General features: G+C 65.4%; 18 protein-coding genes. 7 read left to right on the forward strand and 11 right to left on the reverse strand.

Translation table 11 applies throughout. The features are described from left to right. Positions 1 to 123 precede the first annotated feature (123 nt). Complete coding sequence (locus FNV92_RS03450) at positions 124 to 930, reverse strand: creatininase family protein (protein WP_143842228.1); 807 nt, start codon at positions 928 to 930, stop codon at positions 124 to 126. A gap of 139 nt (positions 931 to 1,069) precedes the next feature. On the opposite strand from FNV92_RS03450, the gene FNV92_RS03455 reads away from it, so the two are divergent. The 5 genes from FNV92_RS03455 (at position 1,070) to FNV92_RS03475 (ending at position 5,523) form a co-directional block, all read left to right on the forward strand. Then, on the forward strand, positions 1,070 to 2,092 hold the full coding sequence (locus FNV92_RS03455) for an ABC transporter substrate-binding protein (protein WP_143842226.1): 1,023 nt from the start codon (positions 1,070 to 1,072) through the stop codon (positions 2,090 to 2,092). A gap of 104 nt (positions 2,093 to 2,196) precedes the next feature. Beyond that, entirely contained in the window at positions 2,197 to 3,027 is an 831-nt protein-coding gene (locus tag FNV92_RS03460; protein WP_143842225.1) for an ABC transporter ATP-binding protein, read from the forward strand. Continuing rightward, complete coding sequence (locus tag FNV92_RS03465; RefSeq protein ID WP_143842223.1) at positions 3,024 to 3,842, forward strand: ABC transporter permease; 819 nt, start codon at positions 3,024 to 3,026, stop codon at positions 3,840 to 3,842. The genes FNV92_RS03460 and FNV92_RS03465 overlap by 4 nt, the downstream gene beginning before the upstream one ends. Further along, positions 3,842 to 4,831 (forward strand): 2-hydroxyacid dehydrogenase, encoded by a 990-nt coding sequence (locus FNV92_RS03470; RefSeq protein ID WP_143842221.1) that lies wholly within the window; start codon positions 3,842 to 3,844, stop codon positions 4,829 to 4,831. The genes FNV92_RS03465 and FNV92_RS03470 overlap by 1 nt, the downstream gene beginning before the upstream one ends. Next, on the forward strand, positions 4,831 to 5,523 hold the full coding sequence (locus FNV92_RS03475) for an AprI/Inh family metalloprotease inhibitor (RefSeq protein WP_143842219.1): 693 nt from the start codon (positions 4,831 to 4,833) through the stop codon (positions 5,521 to 5,523). Before FNV92_RS03470 ends, FNV92_RS03475 begins: the two co-directional genes overlap by 1 nt. Before the next feature lie 14 nt (positions 5,524 to 5,537). Here the strand turns inward: FNV92_RS03475 and FNV92_RS03480 are convergent, their stop codons facing one another. From FNV92_RS03480 to FNV92_RS03495, 4 genes are all read right to left on the reverse strand, one after another. Further along, positions 5,538 to 6,920, reverse strand: coding sequence for a peptidoglycan-binding protein (locus tag FNV92_RS03480; protein WP_143842217.1), 1,383 nt, complete (start codon positions 6,918 to 6,920; stop codon positions 5,538 to 5,540). Positions 6,921 to 7,130: 210 nt separating this feature from the next. After that, the gene (gene radC / locus FNV92_RS03485) at positions 7,131 to 7,844 is read right to left on the reverse strand and encodes a RadC family protein (RefSeq protein WP_143842215.1); all 714 of its coding nucleotides are present in this window, start codon (positions 7,842 to 7,844) and stop codon (positions 7,131 to 7,133) included. Between the two features lie 92 nt (positions 7,845 to 7,936). Then, positions 7,937 to 8,755 (reverse strand): type I methionyl aminopeptidase, encoded by an 819-nt coding sequence (map, locus tag FNV92_RS03490; protein WP_143842214.1) that lies wholly within the window; start codon positions 8,753 to 8,755, stop codon positions 7,937 to 7,939. Between the two features lie 120 nt (positions 8,756 to 8,875). Continuing rightward, positions 8,876 to 10,192, reverse strand: coding sequence for a mechanosensitive ion channel family protein (locus tag FNV92_RS03495; RefSeq protein WP_143842212.1), 1,317 nt, complete (start codon positions 10,190 to 10,192; stop codon positions 8,876 to 8,878). A gap of 212 nt (positions 10,193 to 10,404) precedes the next feature. On the opposite strand from FNV92_RS03495, the gene FNV92_RS03500 reads away from it, so the two are divergent. After that, entirely contained in the window at positions 10,405 to 12,198 is a 1,794-nt protein-coding gene (locus tag FNV92_RS03500) for a potassium/proton antiporter (protein ID WP_143842210.1), read from the forward strand. A gap of 49 nt (positions 12,199 to 12,247) precedes the next feature. Here FNV92_RS03500 and modC read toward each other — a convergent pair whose 3' ends face one another. From modC to mepA, 5 genes are all read right to left on the reverse strand, one after another. Next, complete coding sequence (gene modC / locus FNV92_RS03505) at positions 12,248 to 12,910, reverse strand: molybdenum ABC transporter ATP-binding protein (protein WP_143842208.1); 663 nt, start codon at positions 12,908 to 12,910, stop codon at positions 12,248 to 12,250. 2 nt (positions 12,911 to 12,912) lie between these two features. Further along, the gene (modB, locus tag FNV92_RS03510; protein ID WP_014439365.1) at positions 12,913 to 13,608 is read right to left on the reverse strand and encodes a molybdate ABC transporter permease subunit; all 696 of its coding nucleotides are present in this window, start codon (positions 13,606 to 13,608) and stop codon (positions 12,913 to 12,915) included. A gap of 19 nt (positions 13,609 to 13,627) precedes the next feature. Continuing rightward, the gene (modA, locus tag FNV92_RS03515) at positions 13,628 to 14,410 is read right to left on the reverse strand and encodes a molybdate ABC transporter substrate-binding protein (protein ID WP_143842206.1); all 783 of its coding nucleotides are present in this window, start codon (positions 14,408 to 14,410) and stop codon (positions 13,628 to 13,630) included. Between the two features lie 228 nt (positions 14,411 to 14,638). Beyond that, entirely contained in the window at positions 14,639 to 15,142 is a 504-nt protein-coding gene (locus FNV92_RS03520; RefSeq protein ID WP_244623773.1) for a hypothetical protein, read from the reverse strand. Between the two features lie 329 nt (positions 15,143 to 15,471). Beyond that, a complete protein-coding gene (mepA, locus tag FNV92_RS03525; protein WP_143842202.1) occupies positions 15,472 to 16,416 on the reverse strand; it encodes a penicillin-insensitive murein endopeptidase in 945 nt (314 codons plus the stop codon). A 520-nt stretch (positions 16,417 to 16,936) separates the two neighbouring features. Here mepA and FNV92_RS03530 point away from each other — a divergent pair. Next, complete coding sequence (locus FNV92_RS03530) at positions 16,937 to 19,105, forward strand: EAL domain-containing protein (protein ID WP_143842200.1); 2,169 nt, start codon at positions 16,937 to 16,939, stop codon at positions 19,103 to 19,105. A gap of 201 nt (positions 19,106 to 19,306) precedes the next feature. Here the strand turns inward: FNV92_RS03530 and FNV92_RS03535 are convergent, their stop codons facing one another. After that, positions 19,307 to 21,271 (reverse strand): methyl-accepting chemotaxis protein, encoded by a 1,965-nt coding sequence (locus FNV92_RS03535; protein WP_143842198.1) that lies wholly within the window; start codon positions 21,269 to 21,271, stop codon positions 19,307 to 19,309. Between the last annotated feature and the right edge of the window lie 239 nt (positions 21,272 to 21,510).

Here is a 21,510-nt window from a genome sequence, read left to right on the forward strand (position 1 = left end):
GTTGAGGCGGTCCGTTGTGGTCCGCATGCCCAGTTGGACGGAGGCTCCTCGCGTCCGGTTCGAAAGCCGCCAACGTGGCTCCGAAGCAAGGCCCTTTCCTCAACAGTTACAGAGAGATGCAGACTAACCGAGGGGGCCTTTGGCGAGCCTGTTCACGTCGAAGTTATCGACCTCGGCCAGCAACTCGCAGAAGGCCGTCGCGCCCTGATCGATGAGCTGCTCGCCCTTCGCAGCCACGGCCAGCGTCGCATTGCCGACCGCACCGCTGGCGTTGAGATCCTGCGTCTGCCAGGCGAACGGCGCCGGCCGCTGCGTCGACAGCCAGCGATACTGCTTCTCCAGCGCGATGCTGCTTGCGGGAAAATCCGCAACGGCGTCGCTGCGCACCTGATCGGGATAGCGCGCCAGCATGATCGAGGTTTCGACCGCGCCGCCGTGAATGCCATGGCGGACTTCATCGGCCGGGAACAATGTGTCCGCGCCTGATAGCCGCGACCACGAGGTCGTGACCACGAACAGCTTTTGGTGTGCACGCAGATCCTGCGCGATCAGCATCATTGCCGCGCTGTTGCCGCCATGGCTGGTGATGATAACGAGCTTCTTCACTCCGCGCCGCGCGATGTCCTCGCCGATCCCGGTCCATCGCTTCAACGCGACGTCGGTCGGCAGCGTCTGCGTGCCCGGATAGTCGATATGCTCGGTGGAAATCCCGATGGGTTCAACGGGCAGGAACGTCGCCGGAACGCTCGCGGGCAAAAGCTCGCGCACGCGCGCCAGATAGGCGTCCGCGATCAGCACGTCGGTGGTAACAGGCAGATGCGGGCCGTGCTGCTCGGTCGCCGCCAGCGGCAGCACCGCGATCCAGCGCGAAACCTCGGTGGGCGCAGCATCGGCCCAGCCAATCTCGGTCCAGTCGCGGGGAGGCGTCATCAAGGTTTCTTTGCCCGAATTTGTCGCGTAATTTGGGGTTATCAGGGGACGCGGGCCAGGCCGGCTCGCGTCCCCTGATATCTTACGGTTCTATCGCGTTGGTTTGGTGTCGGCTAGAAGCGATCGACGGAGTGCCATCATGAGCCCCTCTCATCTGCGGCGTGCGTTAACGGCGGGCTTGTTGGCCGCTTTGGTCTCGACGGTCCCGGCGCGTGCCGAGACGCTGGACAAGGTCACCTTCGGCACCAACTGGGTCGCCGAGGCCGAGCATGGCGGCTTCTTCCAGGCCGCCGCCGACGGCACCTACAAGAAATACGGGCTCGACGTCACCATCATCCCCGGCGGCCCCAACGAAAACAACCGGATGCTGCTGGTCGCCGGCAAGATCGATTTCTTCATGGCTGCGAACACGCTGATGTCGTTCGACGCGGTCGCCAACAACGTTCCTGTCGTGACGATCGCCGCGATCTTCCAGAAAGACCCGCAGGTGATGCTGACGCAGCCGGACGCCAAGGTCGCCAAGATCGAGGACCTCAAGCCGCTGACGCTGTTCGTCTCCAAGGAGGGCATGACCAGTTACTTCCAGTGGCTGAAATCGGAATACGGTTTCAGCGAGAAGAACGTCCGTCCCTACAATTTCAACCCGCAGCCCTTCATCGCCAATCCCAAGAGCGCGATGCAGGGCTACGTCACATCGGAGCCCTTCGCGGTCGAGAAGGCCGCCGGCTTTAAGCCCAACGTGCTGCTGCTTGCCGATTCCGGCTTCAACACCTATTCGACCCTGATCGAGACCCGCCGCGACATCGCCGAGAAGAAGCCGGATCTGGTGCAGCGCTTCGTCGATGCCTCCATGGTCGGCTGGTACAATTACATCTACGGCGACAATTCGGCCGGCAATGCCATGATCAAGAAGCTCAATCCGGAAATGACCGACGAGCTGCTCGCCTATTCGGTTGCGAAGATGAAGGAGTACGGCATCGTCGATTCCGGCGACAGCATCAAAGACGGCATCGGCGCGATGAGCGACGATCGCTACACCTCCTTCTTCAACAAGATGGTGAAGGCCGGCGTCGTGAAGCCCGATCTCGACTTCCGGAAGTCCTACACTCTGCGCTTCGTCAACAAGGGCGTCGGCGTCGAGCTACGCCCGAGCAAGCCGTAACGCATGCTGAGACTGGATCAAGGTGTGGCGGCGTCGCTTACCTCTCCCCGTCGGGGAGAGGTGTGGCGCGCGACTCGGTCCCTCCACATCACGATCAGCGACCAATGGTAGAGAGCAAAACTTCGTCCGGGGTCGAGGCTAGCCTGACGGCCTTGGCCGTCAGTCTGCGCGGCGTGACGAAGACCTATGACAATGGCGTCATGGCGCTTGGTCCGCTCGATCTCGCCGTGCGCAAGGGCGAGTTCATCTCGCTGCTCGGGCCCTCCGGCTGCGGCAAGTCGACAGCGCTGCGCCTGATTGCCGGGCTCGGCGCGCCGTCGTCCGGCATCGTGCGGGTGTCGCGCCATGATGGCGAAGCGCAGCCAGGTCGTGTTCAACCAGGTCATGGCATCGGCTTCGTGTTCCAGGAGCCGACCCTGATGCCCTGGACCAGCGTGCGCGAAAACGTCAGGCTGCCCTTGAGGCTCGCGCGCGTGCCGAAGGCCGAAGCTCTCGCGCGTGCCGATGCGGCGCTGGCAAGCGTCGGGCTCGCCGATTTCGCCGAAGCGTTCCCGCGCGAGCTCTCCGGCGGCATGAAGATGCGGGTGTCGCTGGCGCGTGCGCTCGTCACCGACCCCGATATCCTTCTGATGGATGAGCCGTTCGCCGCGCTCGACGAGATCACGCGCTTTCGCCTCAACAACGATTTGCTCGCGCTGTGGCGCAGCCTTGGCAAGACCGTCGTCTTCGTCACCCATTCTGTGTTCGAATCCGTCTACCTGTCGCAGCGCGTGGTGGTCATGACGGCGCGGCCCGGCCGCATCCAGGCCGACATCCGCATCGAGACCGTCGAGCCGCGCGGAGAGGAGTTTCGCACCTCGACCGCCTATTCCGACTATTGCCGCCGCGTGTCGGCCGCGCTGGCGCCGTCCTATGCGGGGCAGTCGACGCTATGAACGCGCAAGCCTCCGTCACCGCGAAATCCTCCGGGGCGCAGCGCGCGGCGCGTTTCGTGCTTCCCGTCATCGTGTTCGCGGCCGGCCTTCTCGCCTGGGAATTCGTGGTCCGTGTCAGGGAGATTCCGCCCTACGTGCTGCCGGCGCCCTCCGTCATTGTCCTGACGCTGATCAAGGACTGGGCGGTGTTGTCACAATCGCTCGCCGCCACGCTGCTGACGACGCTCGAAGGTTTTGCCGCCGCCAGCATCGGCGGGATCGCGCTGGCGCTGTTGTTCAACCAGTCGAAATGGGTGGAATATTCGCTGTTCCCCTACGCCGTGGTGCTCCAGGTGACGCCGGTGATCGCGATCGCGCCGCTGCTTCTGATCTATCTGGAGCAGCAGACCGCGGTGGTCGTCTGCGCCTTCATCGTCGCCTTTTTCCCGGTGCTGTCGAACACCACGCTCGGGCTGAACTCCGTCGATCGCAACCTGGCGGGGCTGTTCCAGCTCTATGGCGCCTCGCCACAGCAGACCCTGCGGTTCCTGAAGCTGCCGGCGGCGCTGCCCTACATTCTCGGCGGCTTGCGCATTGCCGGCGGCCTGTCGCTGATCGGCGCGGTCGTGGCCGAAATCGCGGCCGGCACCGCCGGCGCGGGCTCCGGCCTTGCCTACAGGATCGCCGAATCCGGCTATCGGTTGAACATACCCCGCATGTTCGCGGCGCTGCTGTTGTTGTCGCTCGCCGGGATTGTCATCTATGGGGTGCTGGCGGTAGTTTCCCACCTCGTTTTACGGCGCTGGCATGAAAGCGCGCTTGGAAAGGACAACTGATGGCTGCCGGTTCGATTTCGTCCGAAAAGATCGACCTTCTGATCTATGGGCCGGCGCGGCCGATCCTCGAAAACGGGTTCTCCGATCATTTCGTCGTGCACACGGCCGAGACGCGAGGTGACCTCGAGAGGCTGACGCCCGCGATCCGCGAAAAGATCCGCGGCGTGGCGGTGACCGATCACACCGCCCGCGTCGACAAGGATTCATTGTCGCAATTGCCCAAGCTCGAACTCGTGTCGAGCTTCGGTGTCGGCTACGACCACGTCGATGTCAAATACGCGGCCGAGCGCAACATCATCGTCACCAACACGCCTGATGTGCTGACCGAGGAGGTCGCCGATGTCGCGATGGGCCTCCTAATCTGCACGCTGCGCGAATTCATCAAGGCTGACCGTTATGTGCGTTCCGGTCTCTGGCAGACCCAGAACTATCCGCTCAGCGTAGGCTCGCTGCGCGACCGCAAGGTCGGCATCGTCGGCATGGGCCGGATCGGCCAGGCCATCGCGCGCCGGCTCGATGCCTCGCTGGTGCCTGTTGTCTACCACACACGCAATCCGTCCAAGGACGTCTCCTACAAGCACTATCCTGACTTGATCGAGATGGCGAAGGCGGTAGACACGCTGATGGTGATCGTGCCGGGCGGCGCCTCGACAAACAAGATGGTCAATGCCGAAGTGCTCAAGGCGCTCGGCCCGCGCGGCGTGCTGGTCAATGTCGCGCGCGGCTCCGTGGTCGACGAGGCTGCGCTGGTGCAGGCGCTGAAATCCGGCACCATCCTCGCCGCTGGTCTCGACGTGTTCGCGGCCGAGCCGAACGTGCCGGACGAGCTCAAGACCATGCAGAACGTCGTGCTGCTGCCGCATATCGGCTCGGCCTCGGTGGTGACGCGCAACGCGATGAACCAGCTCGTGATCGACAACCTCAAGGCCTGGTTCTCCGGCAAGGCGCCGTTGACGCCGGTTGCGGAAACGCCGGTGAAGAGCCGCTGATGCGCGTTCTTCGGGTCGGAGCATCGGTCATCGCGGCGTGTGTCGCCGCGATCGGCATTGCGCATGCGCAAGATACGTCGACCTTGAAGAAGGACATGCCCGGGCAGTGGGAGCTCTCCACCACCGAGCGCAGCAAGACCTGCGTCGTCACCCTCAAGGCCGACGCCGCGGGGCAGGGCTACAAGCTCGAGCTGGAGCCGGCCTGCAAGACCGCCCTGCCTTTCACCAAAGACATCGTAGCCTGGAGCGTCAGGGGGCTCGACATCGTTCGTTTGCAGGATGCGACCGGTGAGGCCGTGATCGACTTCACCGAGGTCGAGGCCGGCATCTTCGAAGGTCTGCGGCAGGGCGAGGGCGTCTACATCCTGCAGGATCTCGCCGCCGCCCGCTCGATGGCCAAGTCGATGGACCAGATGATCGGCGACTGGTCGATGGTGCGTGGCAACGGCCAGCCGGTCTGTGGATTGACGCTGACCAACACGGAATCCGGCCCCGACAATTTCCAGGTCTTTCTCAAGCCGCGATGCGATGCGGCCATCGCGCAGTTCAACCCGACGCAATGGCGGCTCGAGCGCGGCCAGATCATCCTGATGTCAAAATCCGGCGATATCTGGCAGTTCGAGGCCGACGACAACGCGCAGTGGCGGCGCGTTCCTGACACCGCCGATCCCCTGATCATGCTGCGTCAGTAGGCACCGCCGACGCACTACGTCGTCGGCTTGGGTGGCGGCGCGGTGCCTTGCGCCCACTTCTCCAGCTTGCCGAGCATGCCCCAGGCGGTGAGCGCCAGCGAGATCGGCATCGCGAACTGGCCGAGGCCCGGCACCGCCGACACGACCGTGCCGAGCAGTCCGGCGATGCCGCCAGCATTGGGGCTCGCCGTGACGGAGGAGAGGAGCGCGGTGAGCACTGAGCCGCCGATGCCGAGCGCGGTCTTCTTGCCGTCGAGCAGCTTGCCGATGGTCTCGCCTAGCGCCCCGTTGACCTGGCCGAGCACGGGCTTGTTGTCCTTGTTGAGCAGGGTGCTGAGCAAGTCGACGACCTGCTTCAGCTGATCGACGGGAGCAGGGTTGGTCGTCGGGGTGACTGGTCCGGGCATGGGCGCCGTCTTGTTGATGAGGGAGAACAGCCGTTCGAACAGGTTGATCGGATCGTTGGTCGCCGGCAACGTGGTCGCTGGCGGCGTGCTTGCCTGCGGCGTGCCGCCCCGCAGCAATTGTGCGACGTCTTCCAGGCGCTTCAGGACCTGGGACAGATCGCCGCTCTGCACGGCGCCTCCGGCCTGCGTCGCACGCGTGATGGCGGCGACCGTGGCCGCGTCCAGAAGTCCGGTGTCCCGCAGCCCGTTCTGCTGTTGAAACTGCGAGACCGCGGCCTTCGTCTTCGGTCCGCTGATGCCGTCCTCCACGAGCGGCGGATTGGCGCCGAGCTTGTTGAGCGCCTGCTGCATGAGCGCGATCGTCGATGCCGCATCGTCCTCGGGCTCGGCGCGGTTCGCAAATTGCGGGCCGTTATCGAGGGCGATCGAGGAGTCGAGCGCCATCATCGCGTGCAGGATCACCGCCGTGCCGAGCTGAGAGTCGACATGGTTCGCGTCGAACACGTGGTCGCGGACGAATTTTCCGGCCCGTGCCTCGGGTGGGCCGTACAGGGTCGAGCCGCCGTAGAGATAAGGCGAATTGCACCCCTTGGCGTGATAGCCGAAGCCGTTGAACGCCTCCAGACGGTACAGGATCCGCCCGATGCTCCAGTCCTGCGCGCCGACGAAATTCTCGATCCGGAAGGCGTCCACGGCGCCGTCCACGAAGGTGGCGAACGGGCCGCGCCCTTTCGGAACGATCGTCGTCACGCGATGAAGCGACTCGCCGTTGCCGAGATAGGTGTCGAAATCGAAGTTAGACTCGCGGTAGTGACAGAGGGCGGCAAAATACCAGGGCACGCCGGTCAGCCGTTCGATCTGCTGATAGGTCGCCTTGCCGTTGATCGCCTTGCGAGCGACCGCATTGGCGTCGGCGAGGCGTGCAGGCCGGATCTCGAGACTGGCCCAATTCCGCTCATATTCGTTTTTCAAGCTCTCGAATGAAACCATCTCCCGCTCCCGCAAAAATTGATGAAAATATTCTTCATGCAAGTCAGGTGTGAGCCATGCGCCTTGGTCGCGGCATGGCTCCAGCGTGATCCGGCAAATCTGGCAGGCCGCGGGCCGGATGCATGTGAAATGGCTTACACGCTCGGGGAGAAAACAGCGCCGGTGGGGAGGGCCGATTTCGAAATCGGCCGAGGCGCTTGTCCGCGTTCTCTAGATCAACCGCATCCCGCGCAGGCTCGCGTGCCCGCTCTTGCCGACGATGATGTGGTCGTGCACGGCGATCCCCAGCGGCTTGGCGATGTCGATGATCGCTTTCGTCATCTGGATGTCGGCCTGCGAGGGCGAGGGATCGCCCGAGGGGTGGTTATGCACCAGGATCAGCGCGGTGGCCGATAGCTCGAGCGCGCGCTTGATCACCTCGCGCGGATAGACCGGGGTGTGGTCGACGGTGCCGGTTTGCTGCACCTCGTCGGCGATCAGCTGGTTGCGCTTGTCGAGGAACAGCAGGCGGAATTGCTCCTTGTCGGCAAACGCCATGCTCGAGCGGCAATAGTCGATCACCTCGTTCCAGGACGACAGCGCGTTGCGGCTGTTGACCTCGCCCTTGGTCACGCGGCTTGCGGCGGCCGCGATCAGCTTGAGCTGGTTGACCGCGGCCTCGCCGACGCCCTCGACCTCGCGCAGGCGCGCGACCGGCGCGTGCACGACTTCGGCGAACGACCCAAAAATCTTGATTAGCGTCTTCGCCAGCGGCTTGGTATCGCGCCGCGGCAGCGCCGGAAACAACGCCATCTCCAGCAGCTCGTAGTCGCTGAGCGCATCCGCCCCGGCGCTGTAAAATCGCTCGCGCAGCCGTTCGCGATGGCCGTGATAGTGCGGCGTGTCTTCAGGCTTGCTCTTGTGGTTGTCAGGCTTGGCGGGCATCGGCCGCCAGCATTGCCAAGGAGCCCCGTTTTTGCAACCGTCAATTGCGGCGGCAAATCCGGTTCACGTCGGGCCGTTGACCCCGGTGGCAATCAGCCGATCTGCTTCTCGCCGTGCCGCTCCGACAGCGTGAAGATCTCGACGCCCGTCGCGGTGACGCCGACCGAGTGCTCGAACTGCGCAGACAGCGAACGGTCCCGGGTGACGGCGGTCCAGCCGTCCGAGAGGATCTTCACATGCGGCTTGCCGAGATTGATCATCGGCTCGATGGTGAAGAACATGCCGGGCTTGAGCTGGACGCCCTCGCCGGGCCGGCCGATATGGATGATGTTCGGCTCGTCGTGGAACATGCGCCCGAGGCCGTGGCCGCAGAAATCGCGCACCACGCTCATGCCCTGCGGTTCGACGAAGCTCTGGATGGCGTGGCCGATGTCGCCGGTGGTGGCGCCGGGCTTCACCGCGGCGATGCCGCGCATCATGGCTTCATACGTCACCTCGATGAGGCGCTCGGCCCTGCGGGCGATCGGGCCGACCGCGTACATCCGGCTGGAATCGCCATACCAGCCGTCGACGATGAAGGTGACGTCGATGTTGACGATGTCGCCTTCCTTCAGCGGCCGGTCGCCGGGCATGCCGTGGCAGACCACGTGGTTGAGCGAGGTGCAGGTCGAGTAGCGATAGCCGCGATACATCAGCGTCGCCGGATAGGCGCCGTGGTCGAAGGCGAAGTCGCGGACGAACTGGTCGATACGTTCGGTCGGTACGCCCGGCCCGACGATGTCGGTGAGCTCGTCGAGGCACTTGGACACCAGCGCACCGGCCTTGCGCATGCCGGCAAAGGCGCCCGGACCATGCAGCTTGATCTGTCCGGTCTTGCGCAGGGAGGTATCGGAGGCTTCGACGTAGCTCATGCGGGGCGGTTTTCTGGGCTCAAATCTCGATGTCGCGGAAAGGCTTGATTTCACGTCCCAATCTAATGGTTGCGGGCCTGCATGCAAGCCGAGCTTACTGGCCTGGTAGCCGAAAACGACCTAATTAGGGACTTCTACGGTGGTTTCGACCGGCAGGGCGCCGCCGCGGATGCGGATTTCACGGACCGGATAGGGAACCCGGATGCCCTCGCGCTTGAAGGAGTCCCACAGCGCCAGCATGACGTCGCTCTTGACGTTGTCCATGCCGTCGGGATCGGCGATCCAGAAGGTCAGCGAGAACTTCATGCCGGCCTCCGCGAACTCGGTCAGAATGCTGTTCGGCGGCTTGCCCTTCTGGGCGCGGGGATGGGCCGCTGCGGTCTCGGCGGCGAGCTTGCACACCAGCCTGGGATCGGCGTCGTAATTGGTGCCGAAGGCGATCTTCACCAGCGTGTTCTTGTCGGTATAGGTCCAGTTGACGACCTTCTGCGTCACCAGATCCTCGTTCGGTACCAGGAATTCGCGGCCGTCGCCGGCGGCGACGGAAATATAGCGCGTCTTCATCGCGCTGATGCGTCCGGTGTTGTCTCCGATGGTGACGAGGTCGCCCGGCTTCACCGATTTGTCCGCCAGGAGGATGATGCCCGAGATGAAATTGGCGACGATCTTCTGCAGGCCGATACCGATGCCGACGCCGACCGCTCCGGAGAACACCGCGAGCGCCGAGAGGTCGATGCCGACCGCGCCGAGCGCAATGACGATTGCGACGGTCAGAAGTCCGATGCGGATGATCTTGACCAGCAGCACCTGCACCGACGGCGTCAGGTCGCTGGTCGCGTTGATCCGGCTTTCGGCGAAATTGCTGGCGATGTTGGTGAGCCAGAGCGCGATCAGCAGCAGCGCGCCCGCCTTGATCACCAGCAGCGGCGTCAGCCTGAGGCCACCGAGCACGATCGCGACGGAGTCGAGCAGGTCGACCGTCGAATCGAGCTGGCCGAGGATGGACAGCGCCGCCACGAACCAGGCGGTGATCGACACCAGCCTGACGATGAAGGCGTTGCGCAGCACCGAGGTCACCAGCCGGATCGCGAGCCAGGCGAAGCCCAGCTTGGCCGCGACCATCAGGAGATAGGAGCGGCTCGGCCAGGTCGCATGGTACATCACCACGCGGGAGACGATCACGAGCAGGGTGAACACCGCCGTCGACGCGCTGGCGACCATGACACGGGCAAAGTGCCGGAGCGGCAGCGGCAGGCGCATCGCCAGCGAGGTCATGTCGACGCGGCTGCGAATGGTGGCTTCCGCGGCATAGGCGATGCCGGCCGCGGCCAACATCAGGCCGAATTGCAGGTAGAACCACGGTGAGGAGATTTCCGCCCCGACGCTGCGTGCGGTGGTCTGCACGAACTCCATGAAGTCTTTGAGGTCCATGTCCATAGGTCTCGTCGGAAGGCGGGGGCGGAAGGATTTGATTCGATGGCGCCGCAGAATCCCACAAAGGCGGCAGCGCGGCGATTGATACACCGCCAAGTGAAGCGCGTTAAGGCCGCAAAATACGGCCAGATGGCCGCGAGCGGGAGAAAATGGGTTGGCGCGCCGGGGCTGCGACGATAAGGATGCAAATCCAGCAATTCGTACCCGGAAGGTGAATGGCCTCCCTCGACTCTGTCAGCCTCGCCATATTGCTCGGTGCCGTCCTCGTGATGGCCGGTATCCTGTCGAGCCTGCTTGCGCTGCGCTTCGGCGCGCCCTTGCTGCTCGTCTTTCTTGCGGTCGGCATGCTCGCCGGTGATTCCGGCCCCGGGCAGCTCCAGTTCGACGACGTCCGCACCACCTATCTGGTCGGCTCCGTCGCGCTCGCCCTGATCCTGTTCGACGGCGGCCTGAAGACGCGCTTTGCCAGCATCCGCACCGTGCTCGCGCCGTCCGTGGTGCTCGCGACCGTCGGCGTGCTGCTGACCGCGCTGATCACGGCGCCGTTCGCCAAATACGCGCTCGACCTCAACTGGACGGAGTCGCTGCTGGTCGGCGCCGTGGTGGCCTCAACCGACGCGGCCGCGGTGTTCCTGCTGGTGCACACCCAGGGCCTGCGCCTGCGCCCGCGCGTCGGTGCGACGCTGGAGGCCGAGTCCGGCACCAACGATCCCTTCGCGATCTTCCTCACCCTGATGCTGGTCGAATACATCTCGCTGGGATCGAGCTCGGCCGGCCATGTGGCGATGGAGTTCATCCAGGAGGCGGTGCTCGGCGCTGCCGTCGGCTTCCTCGGCGGACGCCTCGTCGTCATCGCACTCAACAAGGTCGCGTTGCCGCAGGGCCTGCATGCGCCGTTCGTGACCACCGCGGCGCTCGTCATTTTCGGCGGCTCGCAGATCATGCACGCCTCCGGCTTCCTCGCGGTCTATCTCGCCGGCATCATCATCGGCAACCGGCCGACCCGCGCGCATAATTCAGTGGTGGCGTTCCTCGACGCCGCGACCTGGCTCGCGCAGATCGTGATGTTCGTGCTGCTCGGCCTGCTGGTCTCGCCGAGCCGGCTTGGTTCAAGCGTGCTGCCGGCGGTCGGGGTCGCGTTCGTGCTGATGCTGGTCGCGCGGCCGATCGCGGTGTTCGTGTGCCTGGCGCCGTTCCGCTTCAACTGGCGCGAGAAAATCTTCATCGCCTGGACCGGCCTGCGCGGTGCCGTCGCGATCTTCCTGGCCTCGATCCCGATGCTGGTCGGGCTGTCGAAGGCCTATCTCTATTTCGACGTCGCCTTCGTCGTCGTCATCATCTCGCTGCTGCTGCAAGGCTGGACCCTGGCGCCCGCCGCGCGCAAGCTGCACGTCGCGCTGCCGCGCGCCGAGCGCGGCCCGCGGCGTGTCGAGCTGGATCTGCCGGGCCAGCTCGAGCAGCAACTGGTGGGCTATCCGGTGCGCGCAAAGAGCCTGTATTTCCGCCGCGGCCTGATCCCGTCCTGGTCTAAGCCGACGCTGGTGATCCGCAACGAGAACATCCTGACGCCCGTGGAAGCCGATCCGATCGCGCCGGGCGATTACATCTATCTGCTGGCCCCGCCGGAGAAGGCCGAATCGCTCGACCGCTTCTTCGTCGACATGCAGCCGAGCTCGACGCCTGATCCGCATCTGCTCGGCGACTTCATGGTGTCCGCCGAGCACACGCTGGCCGAGCTCGCCGAGATCTACGGCGTGAAGGTAAGCGATGACGAAAGCAAGCTGACCCTGGCCGACTATTTCGACGTCCATCTCGACCGCGCGCCGAAAGAGGGCGCTGAGCTGGCGCTGGGCGAGATCGTCCTGGTCGCACGCAGCATCTCCGGCGGCCGCGTCAGCGTCGTCGGTCTGCGTCTGCCCGAGGACGAGGAAACGCCTGCGCCGCTGACGCGAAGGCAGGAGCTGCGGAGGAAGCTTGCGGACCTGTGGACGTCGGTCGCGGGGGTTTAGGTGCCGCGCAACCCGCATTGAGTTTGGCGGGATGGGCCACGGGCCTTTCTCACGGCAGCACCTTCACCCCGCCGAACGACGTCACGCGGCCCTGCTTCAGCATCACGATCTGCGTCGCGAGCTGGCGCAGCTCGGCGACGTCGTGGCTGACATAGACCATCGGGATGTTGGCCTCGTCGCGCAGCCGCACCAGATAGGGCAGGATCTCGAGCTTGCGGGCCTCGTCGAGCGCGCCGAGCGGCTCGTCGAGCAGCAGCAGGCGCGGCTTTGACAGCAGCGCGCGGCCGAGCGCGACGCGCTGGCGCTCGCCCCCGGAGAGTTTTCCGGGGCGGCGATCGAGCAGGGCGCCGATGTCGAGCAGGTCGATGATGCGCTTGTGCTGGGCCGGATCGGGCGCGAGGCCGTTCATCCGCCGTCCATAGTCGAGATTCTGCGCGACGTTGAGATGCGGAAACAGCCGCGCATCCTGGAACACATAGCCGATGCGGCGGCGATAAGTGGGCACATGGATGCCGGCCGCGGTGTCGTCGACGGTCTCGCCGTCGATCACGATGGTGCCACGATCGGGCCGCAGCAGCCCGGCGATCATGTTGACCAGCGAACTCTTGCCCGCGCCCGACGCGCCGAACAGGCCGATGACGCGGCCTTCGCTGGTGAAGGATGCGGAGAGCGAGAATTCGCCAAGCTGTTTTTCGACGTCGACCCGCAGCATGATCAGTTCCCGTGCAGGCGCTGCGTCGCGCGGCGGGCGAACCATTCGGCGGCGATCAATGCGCCCAGCGCCAGGACGATCGAGACGATCACGAGCCGGCCCGCTGCCGTGTCACCGTCCGGCGTCTGGATCAGCGAATAGATCGCGGACGAAATCGTCTGGGTTTCGCCGGGAATGTTCGAGACGAATGTGATGGTCGCGCCGAACTCGCCGATCGCCTTGGCAAAGCCGAGCACCATGCCGGCGAGCACGCCCGGCAGCGCCAGCGGCAGCGTCACCGTGAAGAACACCTTCCACGGTGCTGCGCCCAGCGTCTCGGCTGCCTGCTCGAGCCGGCGGTCGATCGCCTCGATCGAGAGCCGCATCGGGCGCACCAGCAGCGGAAACGACATCACGCCGCAGGCGAGCGCTGCACCGGTCCATCGGAAGGAGAAGACGATGCCGAGATAGTCGGCGAGGAAGCCGCCGACGAGGCCCTTGCGGCCGAAGGTGAGGAGCAGGAGATAGCCGGTGACGACAGGCGGCAGCACCAGCGGCAGATGCACCACCGCGTCGAGAAATGATTTGCCCCAGAAATCGCGACGCGCAAGCAGCCACGCCAGCGCAATGCCGAACGGCGTTGCCACCAGCGTTGCGATCACGGCGACCCTGAGCGAGAGCAGGATCGCCGTCCATTCGGCGGGAGAGATGTCGAGCACGAAAATCAGGTCGCAAAACTCAGGTGGTCGGGCTGACCAGGAACTTGAAACCGTATTTTTCCAGGATGGTCTTGGCGGCGGTCGAGCGCAGGAAGGCGAGATAGTCGCTGGTCCAGGGTTTTGCGGTCGTGGTCGCGGCGACCGGATAGATGATCGCGGGATGCGAGTCGGCCGGGAAGGTGCCGACGATCTTCACGCCGGGCTCGACCTTGGCGTCGGTGGAATAGACGATGCCGAGGTTGGCTTCGCCGCGCGCCACCAGCGTCAGCGCGGCGCGCACGCTCTCGGCCATCGCGAATTTCGGCTCGGCAGCCTGCCAGGCGCCCAGCTTCTCCAGCGCCGCCTTCGCATACTTTCCTACCGGCACCGACTTGACGTCGCCGGTCGCGATCCTGCCGTCACCGGCGAGTTTTGCGAGATCGAAGCCCTGCGCGATGGTGACGTTGTCGAGCTTGGAATCCTTCGGGGCGATCAGCACGATGCTGTTGCCGAGCAAATTGACCCGGGTCGGCTCGTTGATGGTCTTCTTGGCTGTCGCGTAATCCATCCAGTCGGTATCGGCCGAGACGAACACGTCGGCCGGTGCGCCCTGCTCGATCTGCTTGGCGAGCACGGAGCTTGCGGCATAGCTGACGCTGAACTTGACGCCGGTTTTGACCGTATAGGCGGCGTCGATCTCGTCGAGCGCGTTCTTCATCGAGGCTGCCGCGAACACGGTGATGGTCTTGTCCTGTGCGGCGGCAGGCGACACGGCCGCGAGCAGAACGACGAAGGCGGAGAAAAGTACGGAAAGGCGGGACATCGGGGCGCTCCATGCGCGCGTGTGCGCGCCAATAGGGCACGCAAGACGGCGTTGGTTGAGTAAGGTTCGCGATCGGCGGACGCGCTGTTCCGGGAAGCCCGATGGACTTACGGTCCCTCAGGATGTCGCTGGGCGTGACCATAACAGGCTGGCGGAACAGGTCAAAGCCGACCTTCGAGGTCAAAGCTGACCTTTGAGGTCAAAGCCGAGCTTTCGCCCGCTCCCTGCCTATTCGCCCGGCAGGATCGCGATCGAGACGAGATTGTCCCCGGCGCCGCTGATCTGGAGCACGAAGGGCTGGGCCGACAGCTGGTATTTCATGGTCTTGCGGATGCCGTCGCAGTCGGTGGCGCCGCTGAAGGCCACCGGCTTGAGGACATGGCCGTCCTGGACCACGTCGACCCAGGCCCCGCCGGACAGGCTGATCGTATAGAGCCCGGCCTTCGCGGTCCTGACGCTGATGAAACCGGCAAAGGTGCCATCCTTCGGCGCCCGTTCGGGCGGTGTCGGCAGTTTTGCCTCCGTGGTCGCGACCAGCCCCAACGTGATCGCCGACGACGGCATCGCGGCCTGTTCGCTCCCCGACGCGAGCCTGGCACGATCCGGCGCAGTGAGCGCGGCGCGCTCGCGCGCGATCGGCCATTTGAACTTGTCGCAGCCGCTGGGCTCTTCGGCGGCGAGAGCGGAGGTGACGCCGAGCGAGAGCGCGGCGAGGATGGCGAGGGCGCGCATGTCAAATCCCATCGTTGGCCGCGCTGTGAATGCGGGGCTTGCGGTTAGGTATGAAGAGCGGGATGCGCGTCCCGGGATGCCACGGACTTACGGCACGGCGGCGAGGACGATCCTAGCGCATTCCGCGGGATAGGAGCCAGTAATGACTCTGTCATCCCGGGGCGCACGCAGCGCGAGCCCGGGATCCATAACCACGGGGAGGAATTTGGCGAAGACTCTGAGTTACTGGCTCGCGCCACAACCACTCCCGGTGGCTATGGATCCCGGGCTCGCTGCGCGCCCCGGGACGACAGCGAGTGATGAGGCGGCAGCTTGCCCTAAAGCACACCCTACGGCTTCGCGTCGCTCGCGTGCAGCACGACCTTGCAGGCGGCCGGCATCTGCGCCAGCGTCATCGGCGGCTTCGGCTTGGGCGGTTCCGGTGGCGGCTTCGGGTGCAGCACACCGTCGCTGAACCAATAGGCGAGATCGGCCGGCTTGCAGCCTTCGTCCTCGGATTGCGACGGCTGACCCTCGCATTCGCCCGCGCCCGCCGGGCAGTGCATGCGGATGTGGAAATGATAGTCGTGGCCCCACCACGGCCGGATCTTCGACAGCCAGGCGCGGTCGCCCTTGGCTTCGCGGCACAGCGCCTTCTTGATCGCGGCATTGACGAAAATGCGCTGCACCGCCGGCTCCCGCGCGGCGTCGCGCAGCACCAGCACATGGCCGGGCGTGAACACCTTCGGATCGACGTCGAGCCGGTCCTGCCGCACCATCATCACCGCCGACATCTCTTCGCGCTCCTCGCGCGAGAGCCGACGGTCCGGCATCGGCGTCAGCCAGATGTCGGCGTCGAGCCCGATCTGGTGGCTGGCATGGCCTGACAGCGCCGGCCCGCCGCGCGGCTGGGCGATGTCGCCGACCAGGATGCCGGGCCAGCCGGAATCCTTGCTCGCTTTGGCCGCGAGCCGCTTGATCAGCGCGATCATGTCGGGGTGGCCGAAATTGCGGTTACGCGACAGCCGCATCACCTGCCAATGGTCGCCGTTGAGCGGCATCGGCATGGCGCCGCCGATGCAGCCCCTGGTGTAGGAACCGATGACATGGGCCGGCCCCTTCGACGGCAACAGCTTGCGCGCAAACAGCTCCTTGGCGCCGAGCGTGGGATCATCTGGATTGGCGAGCGGCGGCAGGGGCTTTGGCGTGACGCTGCCCTTGTCCTGAGCCGGCGCGTCGCCGGCGGCCAGGAACGTCATGACAAGCAGGAGAGGTGCGAGGCGGCGGGGACTCATGCTGATCCTTATAGCCGAACGCCTCGTCAGGGTTAACAATCAGGCACGCAGCCGACGGCAGCTCACGCTGTCTTTACAGCCGCGGCCTCCGAGCGCACCTCGACCATCCGCGATCGTTCGAAAGTTCTGGATTTCGCGCCGTCCGGCCGCTTTTTTAACAGCGCGATAACCGTATCCTGCGTTGACCAATATTCGTGCGTGGAGCGGGATTCGCTTGATAGGTGCATGCAATCGGACGCGCCTCCGGAATTGATTCATGGAGAGCGCGCGTTTTTGCACCACCTCTCGCTCCGATTGCGACGAGGGAGCAGGATCGCCCTGCCCGCCGACGCCGTTCGCGCCTCCCAAACAGGCAAAACGGGCCGCCCGCAGCAGTCGCGAAGCCGACGGTCTCGGGGCGGTCCCGGCGAAGATTACTTTTTTTTCAGACACTTGCCTCAAAGCTTGCGGCCGCTGGACGCGGCGAGGACGAGTGAAGTTGGGTTTGGGGTCTCGAAAGACAAAAAAGCGAAAGCAGAGCGTGCTCGCGAGGGCTGGCCGACAGCCGCGCAAGCCGCGATTCGCGCGCGCGCCTCATCGGCCCGTTGAAGATGACGCGCTGGTGCAGAGCCGCGCCGAAGCCGAAGCGGCCATCGCCGAGGCCCGCAAATCGCATGAACGGCTGCGCCAGGCCGTCGATTTGCTGCCGCAGGGCATCGTGATCCTCGATCCGGAAGGCCGCTACGTCCTCTGGAACAAGCAATACGCCGAGATCTACAGCAAGACCGCCGATCTCTTCAAGGAAGGCGCCCGGCTGGAGGATACGCTGCGCGTCGGGGTTGCCCGCGGCGACTATCCGGAAGCCGCCGGCCACGAGGAAGAGTGGATCGCGCAGCGGCTGAAGAAGCTCTACGAGCCCGGCAAGCGGCATGAGCAGACGCTGTCGGATGGCCGTGTCATCCTGATCGAGGAGCGCCGCACCGATGACGGCGGTGTGGTCGGCCTGCGCGTCGACATCACCGAGTTGAAGCAGCGCGAGGCCTCGTTCCGGCTGCTGTTCGACGGCAATCCCGTGCCCATGATCGTCTGCGCGCTGGACGACGAGCGCATCCTCGGCGTCAACGACGCCGCGGTCGCCCATTACGGCTATAGCCGCGCCGAGTTCGAGCGGCTGAAGATCCGCTCCCTGCAGGCCTTCGACAGCGAGCCGCCCTGGACCGCCGATCGGTCCAGCGACGAGCAGGCGGCGCGCACCTGGAAGCACGTCAAGGCCGACGGCGCGCTGATCGATCTTGCGATCTACTCGCGCGAGTTGACCTATGCCGAGCGGCCCGCGGTGCTGCTCGCGCTGATGGACATCACCGAGCGCAAGCGCGCCGAGGCGCGGCTCGCCTTCATGGCCCAGCATGACGGGCTCACCGGACTGCCCAACCGCAATCTGCTGCGCCAGCAGGTCGACGAGATGCTGCAGCATATGCGGCGCAGCTCGGACAAGGTCGCGCTGCTGATGCTGGGACTGGACAATTTCAGGGCGGTCAACGACACGCTGGGACATGCGGTCGGCGACAAGCTCCTGCGCGGCGTCGCCAAGCGGCTGCGCTCGACCTTGCGCGAGGACGACGCGCTGGCGCGGCTCAACTCGGACGAGTTCGCCATCGTTCAAAGCGGCCTCACGCGGCCCGAAGACGCGGTGATACTCGCCAAACGCCTGCTGGATGCCATCGCCGATCCCTATCTGCTCGACGGCCATTCGGTGGTGATCGGCGCCTCCATCGGCATCGCGATGGCGCCCGGCGACGGCGATGAGTCCGAAAAGCTGCTCAAGAGCGCCGACATGGCGCTGTCGCGCGCCAAGGCCGATGCGCGCGGCACCTTCGCCTTCTTCGAGGCCGCGCTCGATGCAAAGGCGCAGAGCCGCCGCAAGATCGAGGTCGAGCTGCGCGACGCCATCCAGAACGACGTGCTGCGGCCGTATTACCAGCCGCTGATCGATCTTACGAGCGGACGCATCACCGGCTTCGAGGCGCTGGTGCGCTGGCCGCATGCCGAGCGCGGCATGGTGTCGCCGGCCGAATTCATTCCGGTGGCCGAGGAAACCGGCCTGATCAATCCGCTCGGCGGGTTGATGCTGCGCCGTGCCTGCCTCGACGCCGCGACCTGGCCGGACGACGTCCGCGTCGCCGTCAATCTGTCCCCGCTGCAGTTCCGCAGCGGCAATCTGCTCTCGGTGGTGACCGACGCGCTGAAGCATTCCGGCCTGCCGCCGCGGCGGTTGGAGCTCGAGATCACCGAGACGCTGCTGCTGGAGAAGAGCGCCCAGGTGCTGGCGACGCTGCATGCGCTGCGCGCGCTCGGCGTGCGCATCTCGATGGACGATTTCGGCACCGGCTATTCCAGCCTCAGCTATCTCAGAAGCTTCCCGTTCGACAAGATCAAGATCGACCAGTCCTTCGTGCGCGATCTCGGCGCCAACCGCGAGGCCCAGGCGATCATCCGCTCGATCGTCAGCCTCGGCAAAGGCTTGGGCGTCACCATCACCGCCGAAGGCGTCGAGACCGAGGCCGAGCTGAGCTGCCTGCGAGCCGAAGGCTGCGACGAGGGCCAGGGCTTCCTGTTCAGCAAGGCTCGCCCCAACGCCGAGATCATCAGCCTGCTGAAGGCGCAGCGCGGCATCGACGGCGACGAGGACCACGCTGCGATGGTGGCTTGAGACTACGAGCTGTCGCGATCCGAAAAGGTCGTCATGCCCGGGCTTGTCCCGGGCATCCACGTTCTTCGTACCGTGAAGCAAGACGTGGATGGCCGGGACAAGCCCGGCCATGACGAGGGGAGATTGGCGGTGCGCCCCTGCCGCAAGCGGGAGAGGTTTAAGCGAGCCCGCGGCCCGGCGGTCCTAACCCCAGCCGAAACCTTAAGCCGCCCGAAGCCCCGCCAGGAATGTGTCCACGCTCGTCTTCAGCGCCGATGCATGCTGCCCGAGCTCGCCCGAGGCCGCCATCACATTGCCGGCCAGCGCGCGCGATTGATCCGCGGCCTGGCTTGCGCCGGCGACATTGGCGGAGACGTCGGTGGTGCCCGCGGAGGCCTGCTGCACGCTGCGGGCGATCTCCCGCGTCGCCGAGCCCTGCTCTTCGACGGCGGCGGCAATCGTCGTGGTGATGCCGCTGATCTCGCGGATGGTGCCGCTGATGCTTGAGATGGCAGTGACGCAATTGCCGGTCGCCGCCTGGATCGCCGAGACCTGGCTTGCGATCTCGTCGGTCGCCTTCGCGGTCTGGCTGGCCAGCTCCTTCACCTCGGATGCGACGACGGCAAAGCCGCGGCCGGCCTCGCCTGCGCGCGCCGCCTCGATCGTGGCGTTGAGGGCCAGCAGATTGGTCTGGCTCGCGATCTCGCTGATCAGCCGCAGCACGTCGCCGATGCGCTCGGCGGCGCCGGCAAGGCTCGTGACCATCTCGGTGGTCTCGGCCGCCTTGACCACCGCGCCGCTGGCGACCTGGCTTGAATGGGTGACCTGACGGCCGATCTCGCTCACCGACGAGGCCAGTTCCTCGGTCGCCGCGGCAACCGCATTCACGCTGGTCGAGGCTTCCTCGGACGCCGTCGCCGCGGCGGATGCGCGCTGCGAGGTGCCGTTGACGCTTGCAGTGATCTCGCCGGCGACGCTCTGCATACCTTCGGTGGCCCTGGCGACCGCCGCGACCACGCCCTTGACGTCGGCCTCGAAGCGGTCGGCCATCTGGCGCTGCAGCGCCTGCTTCTCGACCTCCGCCTTGGCCTTGTCGGCCTCCTGCGCCTCACGCATCGCAACGGATTCGAGCATGTTGCGGCGGAACATCTCGACTGCCTTGGCCATGGTGCCGAGCTCGTCCGGGCGCTCGCTACCAGGAATGGTGACGCTGGTGTCACCGCTGGACAGCCGGTTCATGACGGCGGTGATCGCGGTGAGCGGGCGCGACAGCCCGCGTCCGAGCAGCAGCGCCAGCACGATCGCCGCGGCCAGGATCGCGACCGTGCCGAGGATCAAATTGCGCTCGGCGGTGGCGAACGCGGCCTCGTATTCGGTCGTGTCCTTGATGATCTCGAGCACGCCGACCGGCGCCCCTGCATAGTTCTTGATCGGGCCGGCATAGACCTCCACCGGATGGCCGTCGAGTTCGGCTTCGTGCCGGACCGATGTGCCGTCGACCGCGCCCTTCAACTGGTCGAGCGGGGTGACCACCGTGCTGCCGAAGGTCGAGGACAGCTTGTTAAGGGTCTTGCCGTCGAGCGAGTAGACGGCAAGGTCGATGCCGAAGCGCTTCTTGGCGCGCTCGACGAATTCCTTGCCGAAGGCCGCGCCGACGTCCACGTTCGCAACGCTCTTGCCGTCGCGCATGATCGGCGTCATGCCGAAGATGCCGAGCGCCTCGCGACCCGGTTCGACGCCCACGATTGACCGGCCTGTCTTGATCGCCTCGACGACGGTCTCCCGGCGTGTGGAGACGTCGTCGCCGAAGGTCTTCGGGGCATGGACGCGGTAAAACGCGATTGCGGGCGGAAGCTGGAAGGTGATCAGCGGAATGCCCTGCGCCTTCAGCGACTTGTTGGCGTCGCCGAGCAGCGCGGCGAGGCCGTCACGGTCGCCCTTGGCGATGGCGTCGCCGACCGGCGGCAGTGAGGCAATCACGGACGAGACGGCGAGCGCCGCGCGCCCCTCATAGTCGATCGCCGCGATCACGCTTTCATATTGCAGCTTGAGCTGCTGATCGAGCGCCATGCGTGTCAGCGCCCGCTGCTGGGTGATCGAGAAGCCGGAGAGGATGGCGCAGGCCACCGCGACCGTGAGCGCGATGGCGAGAATCAGGCGAGCGGCAATCGACTTGAGCTTGATCATTGAGAATTCCCAGGCATTTCCAGAATCTTGCTTTTGTCGAAAGCTGTCAGAAATTGCTTAACAACAAGGGCGGCAGGCCTCGGTGTTTCAATGGGGGCGTCCCATCCTTTTGCATGACTCGATGCAGTGGGTGCATGGAGAGCGCGCTCATTCGCCGCAAGCGGGGACGGTGCGCCGGAGCTTCGCCTGCCGGCGACTATCGGTTTTCGGCAAGAGATCGCCTTGCCGACATCCTCGTC

This window comes from Bradyrhizobium cosmicum (assembly GCF_007290395.2).
GTDB lineage: Bacteria > Pseudomonadota > Alphaproteobacteria > Rhizobiales > Xanthobacteraceae > Bradyrhizobium > Bradyrhizobium cosmicum.

Bases quoted from the DNA above. Each gene is read 5' to 3' on its own strand.
- map (WP_143842214.1), bottom strand. From the start codon at position 8,755: ATGAGCTACGTCGAAGCCTCCGATACCTCCCTGCGCAAGACCGGACAG.
- FNV92_RS03465 (WP_143842223.1), top strand. From the start codon at position 3,024: ATGAACGCGCAAGCCTCCGTCACCGCGAAATCCTCCGGGGCGCAGCGC.
- FNV92_RS03470 (WP_143842221.1), top strand. From the start codon at position 3,842: ATGGCTGCCGGTTCGATTTCGTCCGAAAAGATCGACCTTCTGATCTAT.
- modA (WP_143842206.1), bottom strand. From the start codon at position 14,410: ATGTCCCGCCTTTCCGTACTTTTCTCCGCCTTCGTCGTTCTGCTCGCG.
- FNV92_RS03520 (WP_244623773.1), bottom strand. From the start codon at position 15,142: ATGCGCGCCCTCGCCATCCTCGCCGCGCTCTCGCTCGGCGTCACCTCC.
- FNV92_RS03480 (WP_143842217.1), bottom strand. From the start codon at position 6,920: ATGGTTTCATTCGAGAGCTTGAAAAACGAATATGAGCGGAATTGGGCC.
- FNV92_RS03535 (WP_143842198.1), bottom strand. From the start codon at position 21,271: ATGATCAAGCTCAAGTCGATTGCCGCTCGCCTGATTCTCGCCATCGCG.
- FNV92_RS03475 (WP_143842219.1), top strand. From the start codon at position 4,831: ATGCGCGTTCTTCGGGTCGGAGCATCGGTCATCGCGGCGTGTGTCGCC.
- FNV92_RS03500 (WP_143842210.1), top strand. From the start codon at position 10,405: ATGGCCTCCCTCGACTCTGTCAGCCTCGCCATATTGCTCGGTGCCGTC.
- mepA (WP_143842202.1), bottom strand. From the start codon at position 16,416: ATGAGTCCCCGCCGCCTCGCACCTCTCCTGCTTGTCATGACGTTCCTG.
- FNV92_RS03450 (WP_143842228.1), bottom strand. From the start codon at position 930: ATGACGCCTCCCCGCGACTGGACCGAGATTGGCTGGGCCGATGCTGCG.
- modC (WP_143842208.1), bottom strand. From the start codon at position 12,910: ATGCTGCGGGTCGACGTCGAAAAACAGCTTGGCGAATTCTCGCTCTCC.
- FNV92_RS03455 (WP_143842226.1), top strand. From the start codon at position 1,070: ATGAGCCCCTCTCATCTGCGGCGTGCGTTAACGGCGGGCTTGTTGGCC.
- radC (WP_143842215.1), bottom strand. From the start codon at position 7,844: ATGCCCGCCAAGCCTGACAACCACAAGAGCAAGCCTGAAGACACGCCG.
- FNV92_RS03460 (WP_143842225.1), top strand. From the start codon at position 2,197: ATGGTAGAGAGCAAAACTTCGTCCGGGGTCGAGGCTAGCCTGACGGCC.
- FNV92_RS03495 (WP_143842212.1), bottom strand. From the start codon at position 10,192: ATGGACATGGACCTCAAAGACTTCATGGAGTTCGTGCAGACCACCGCA.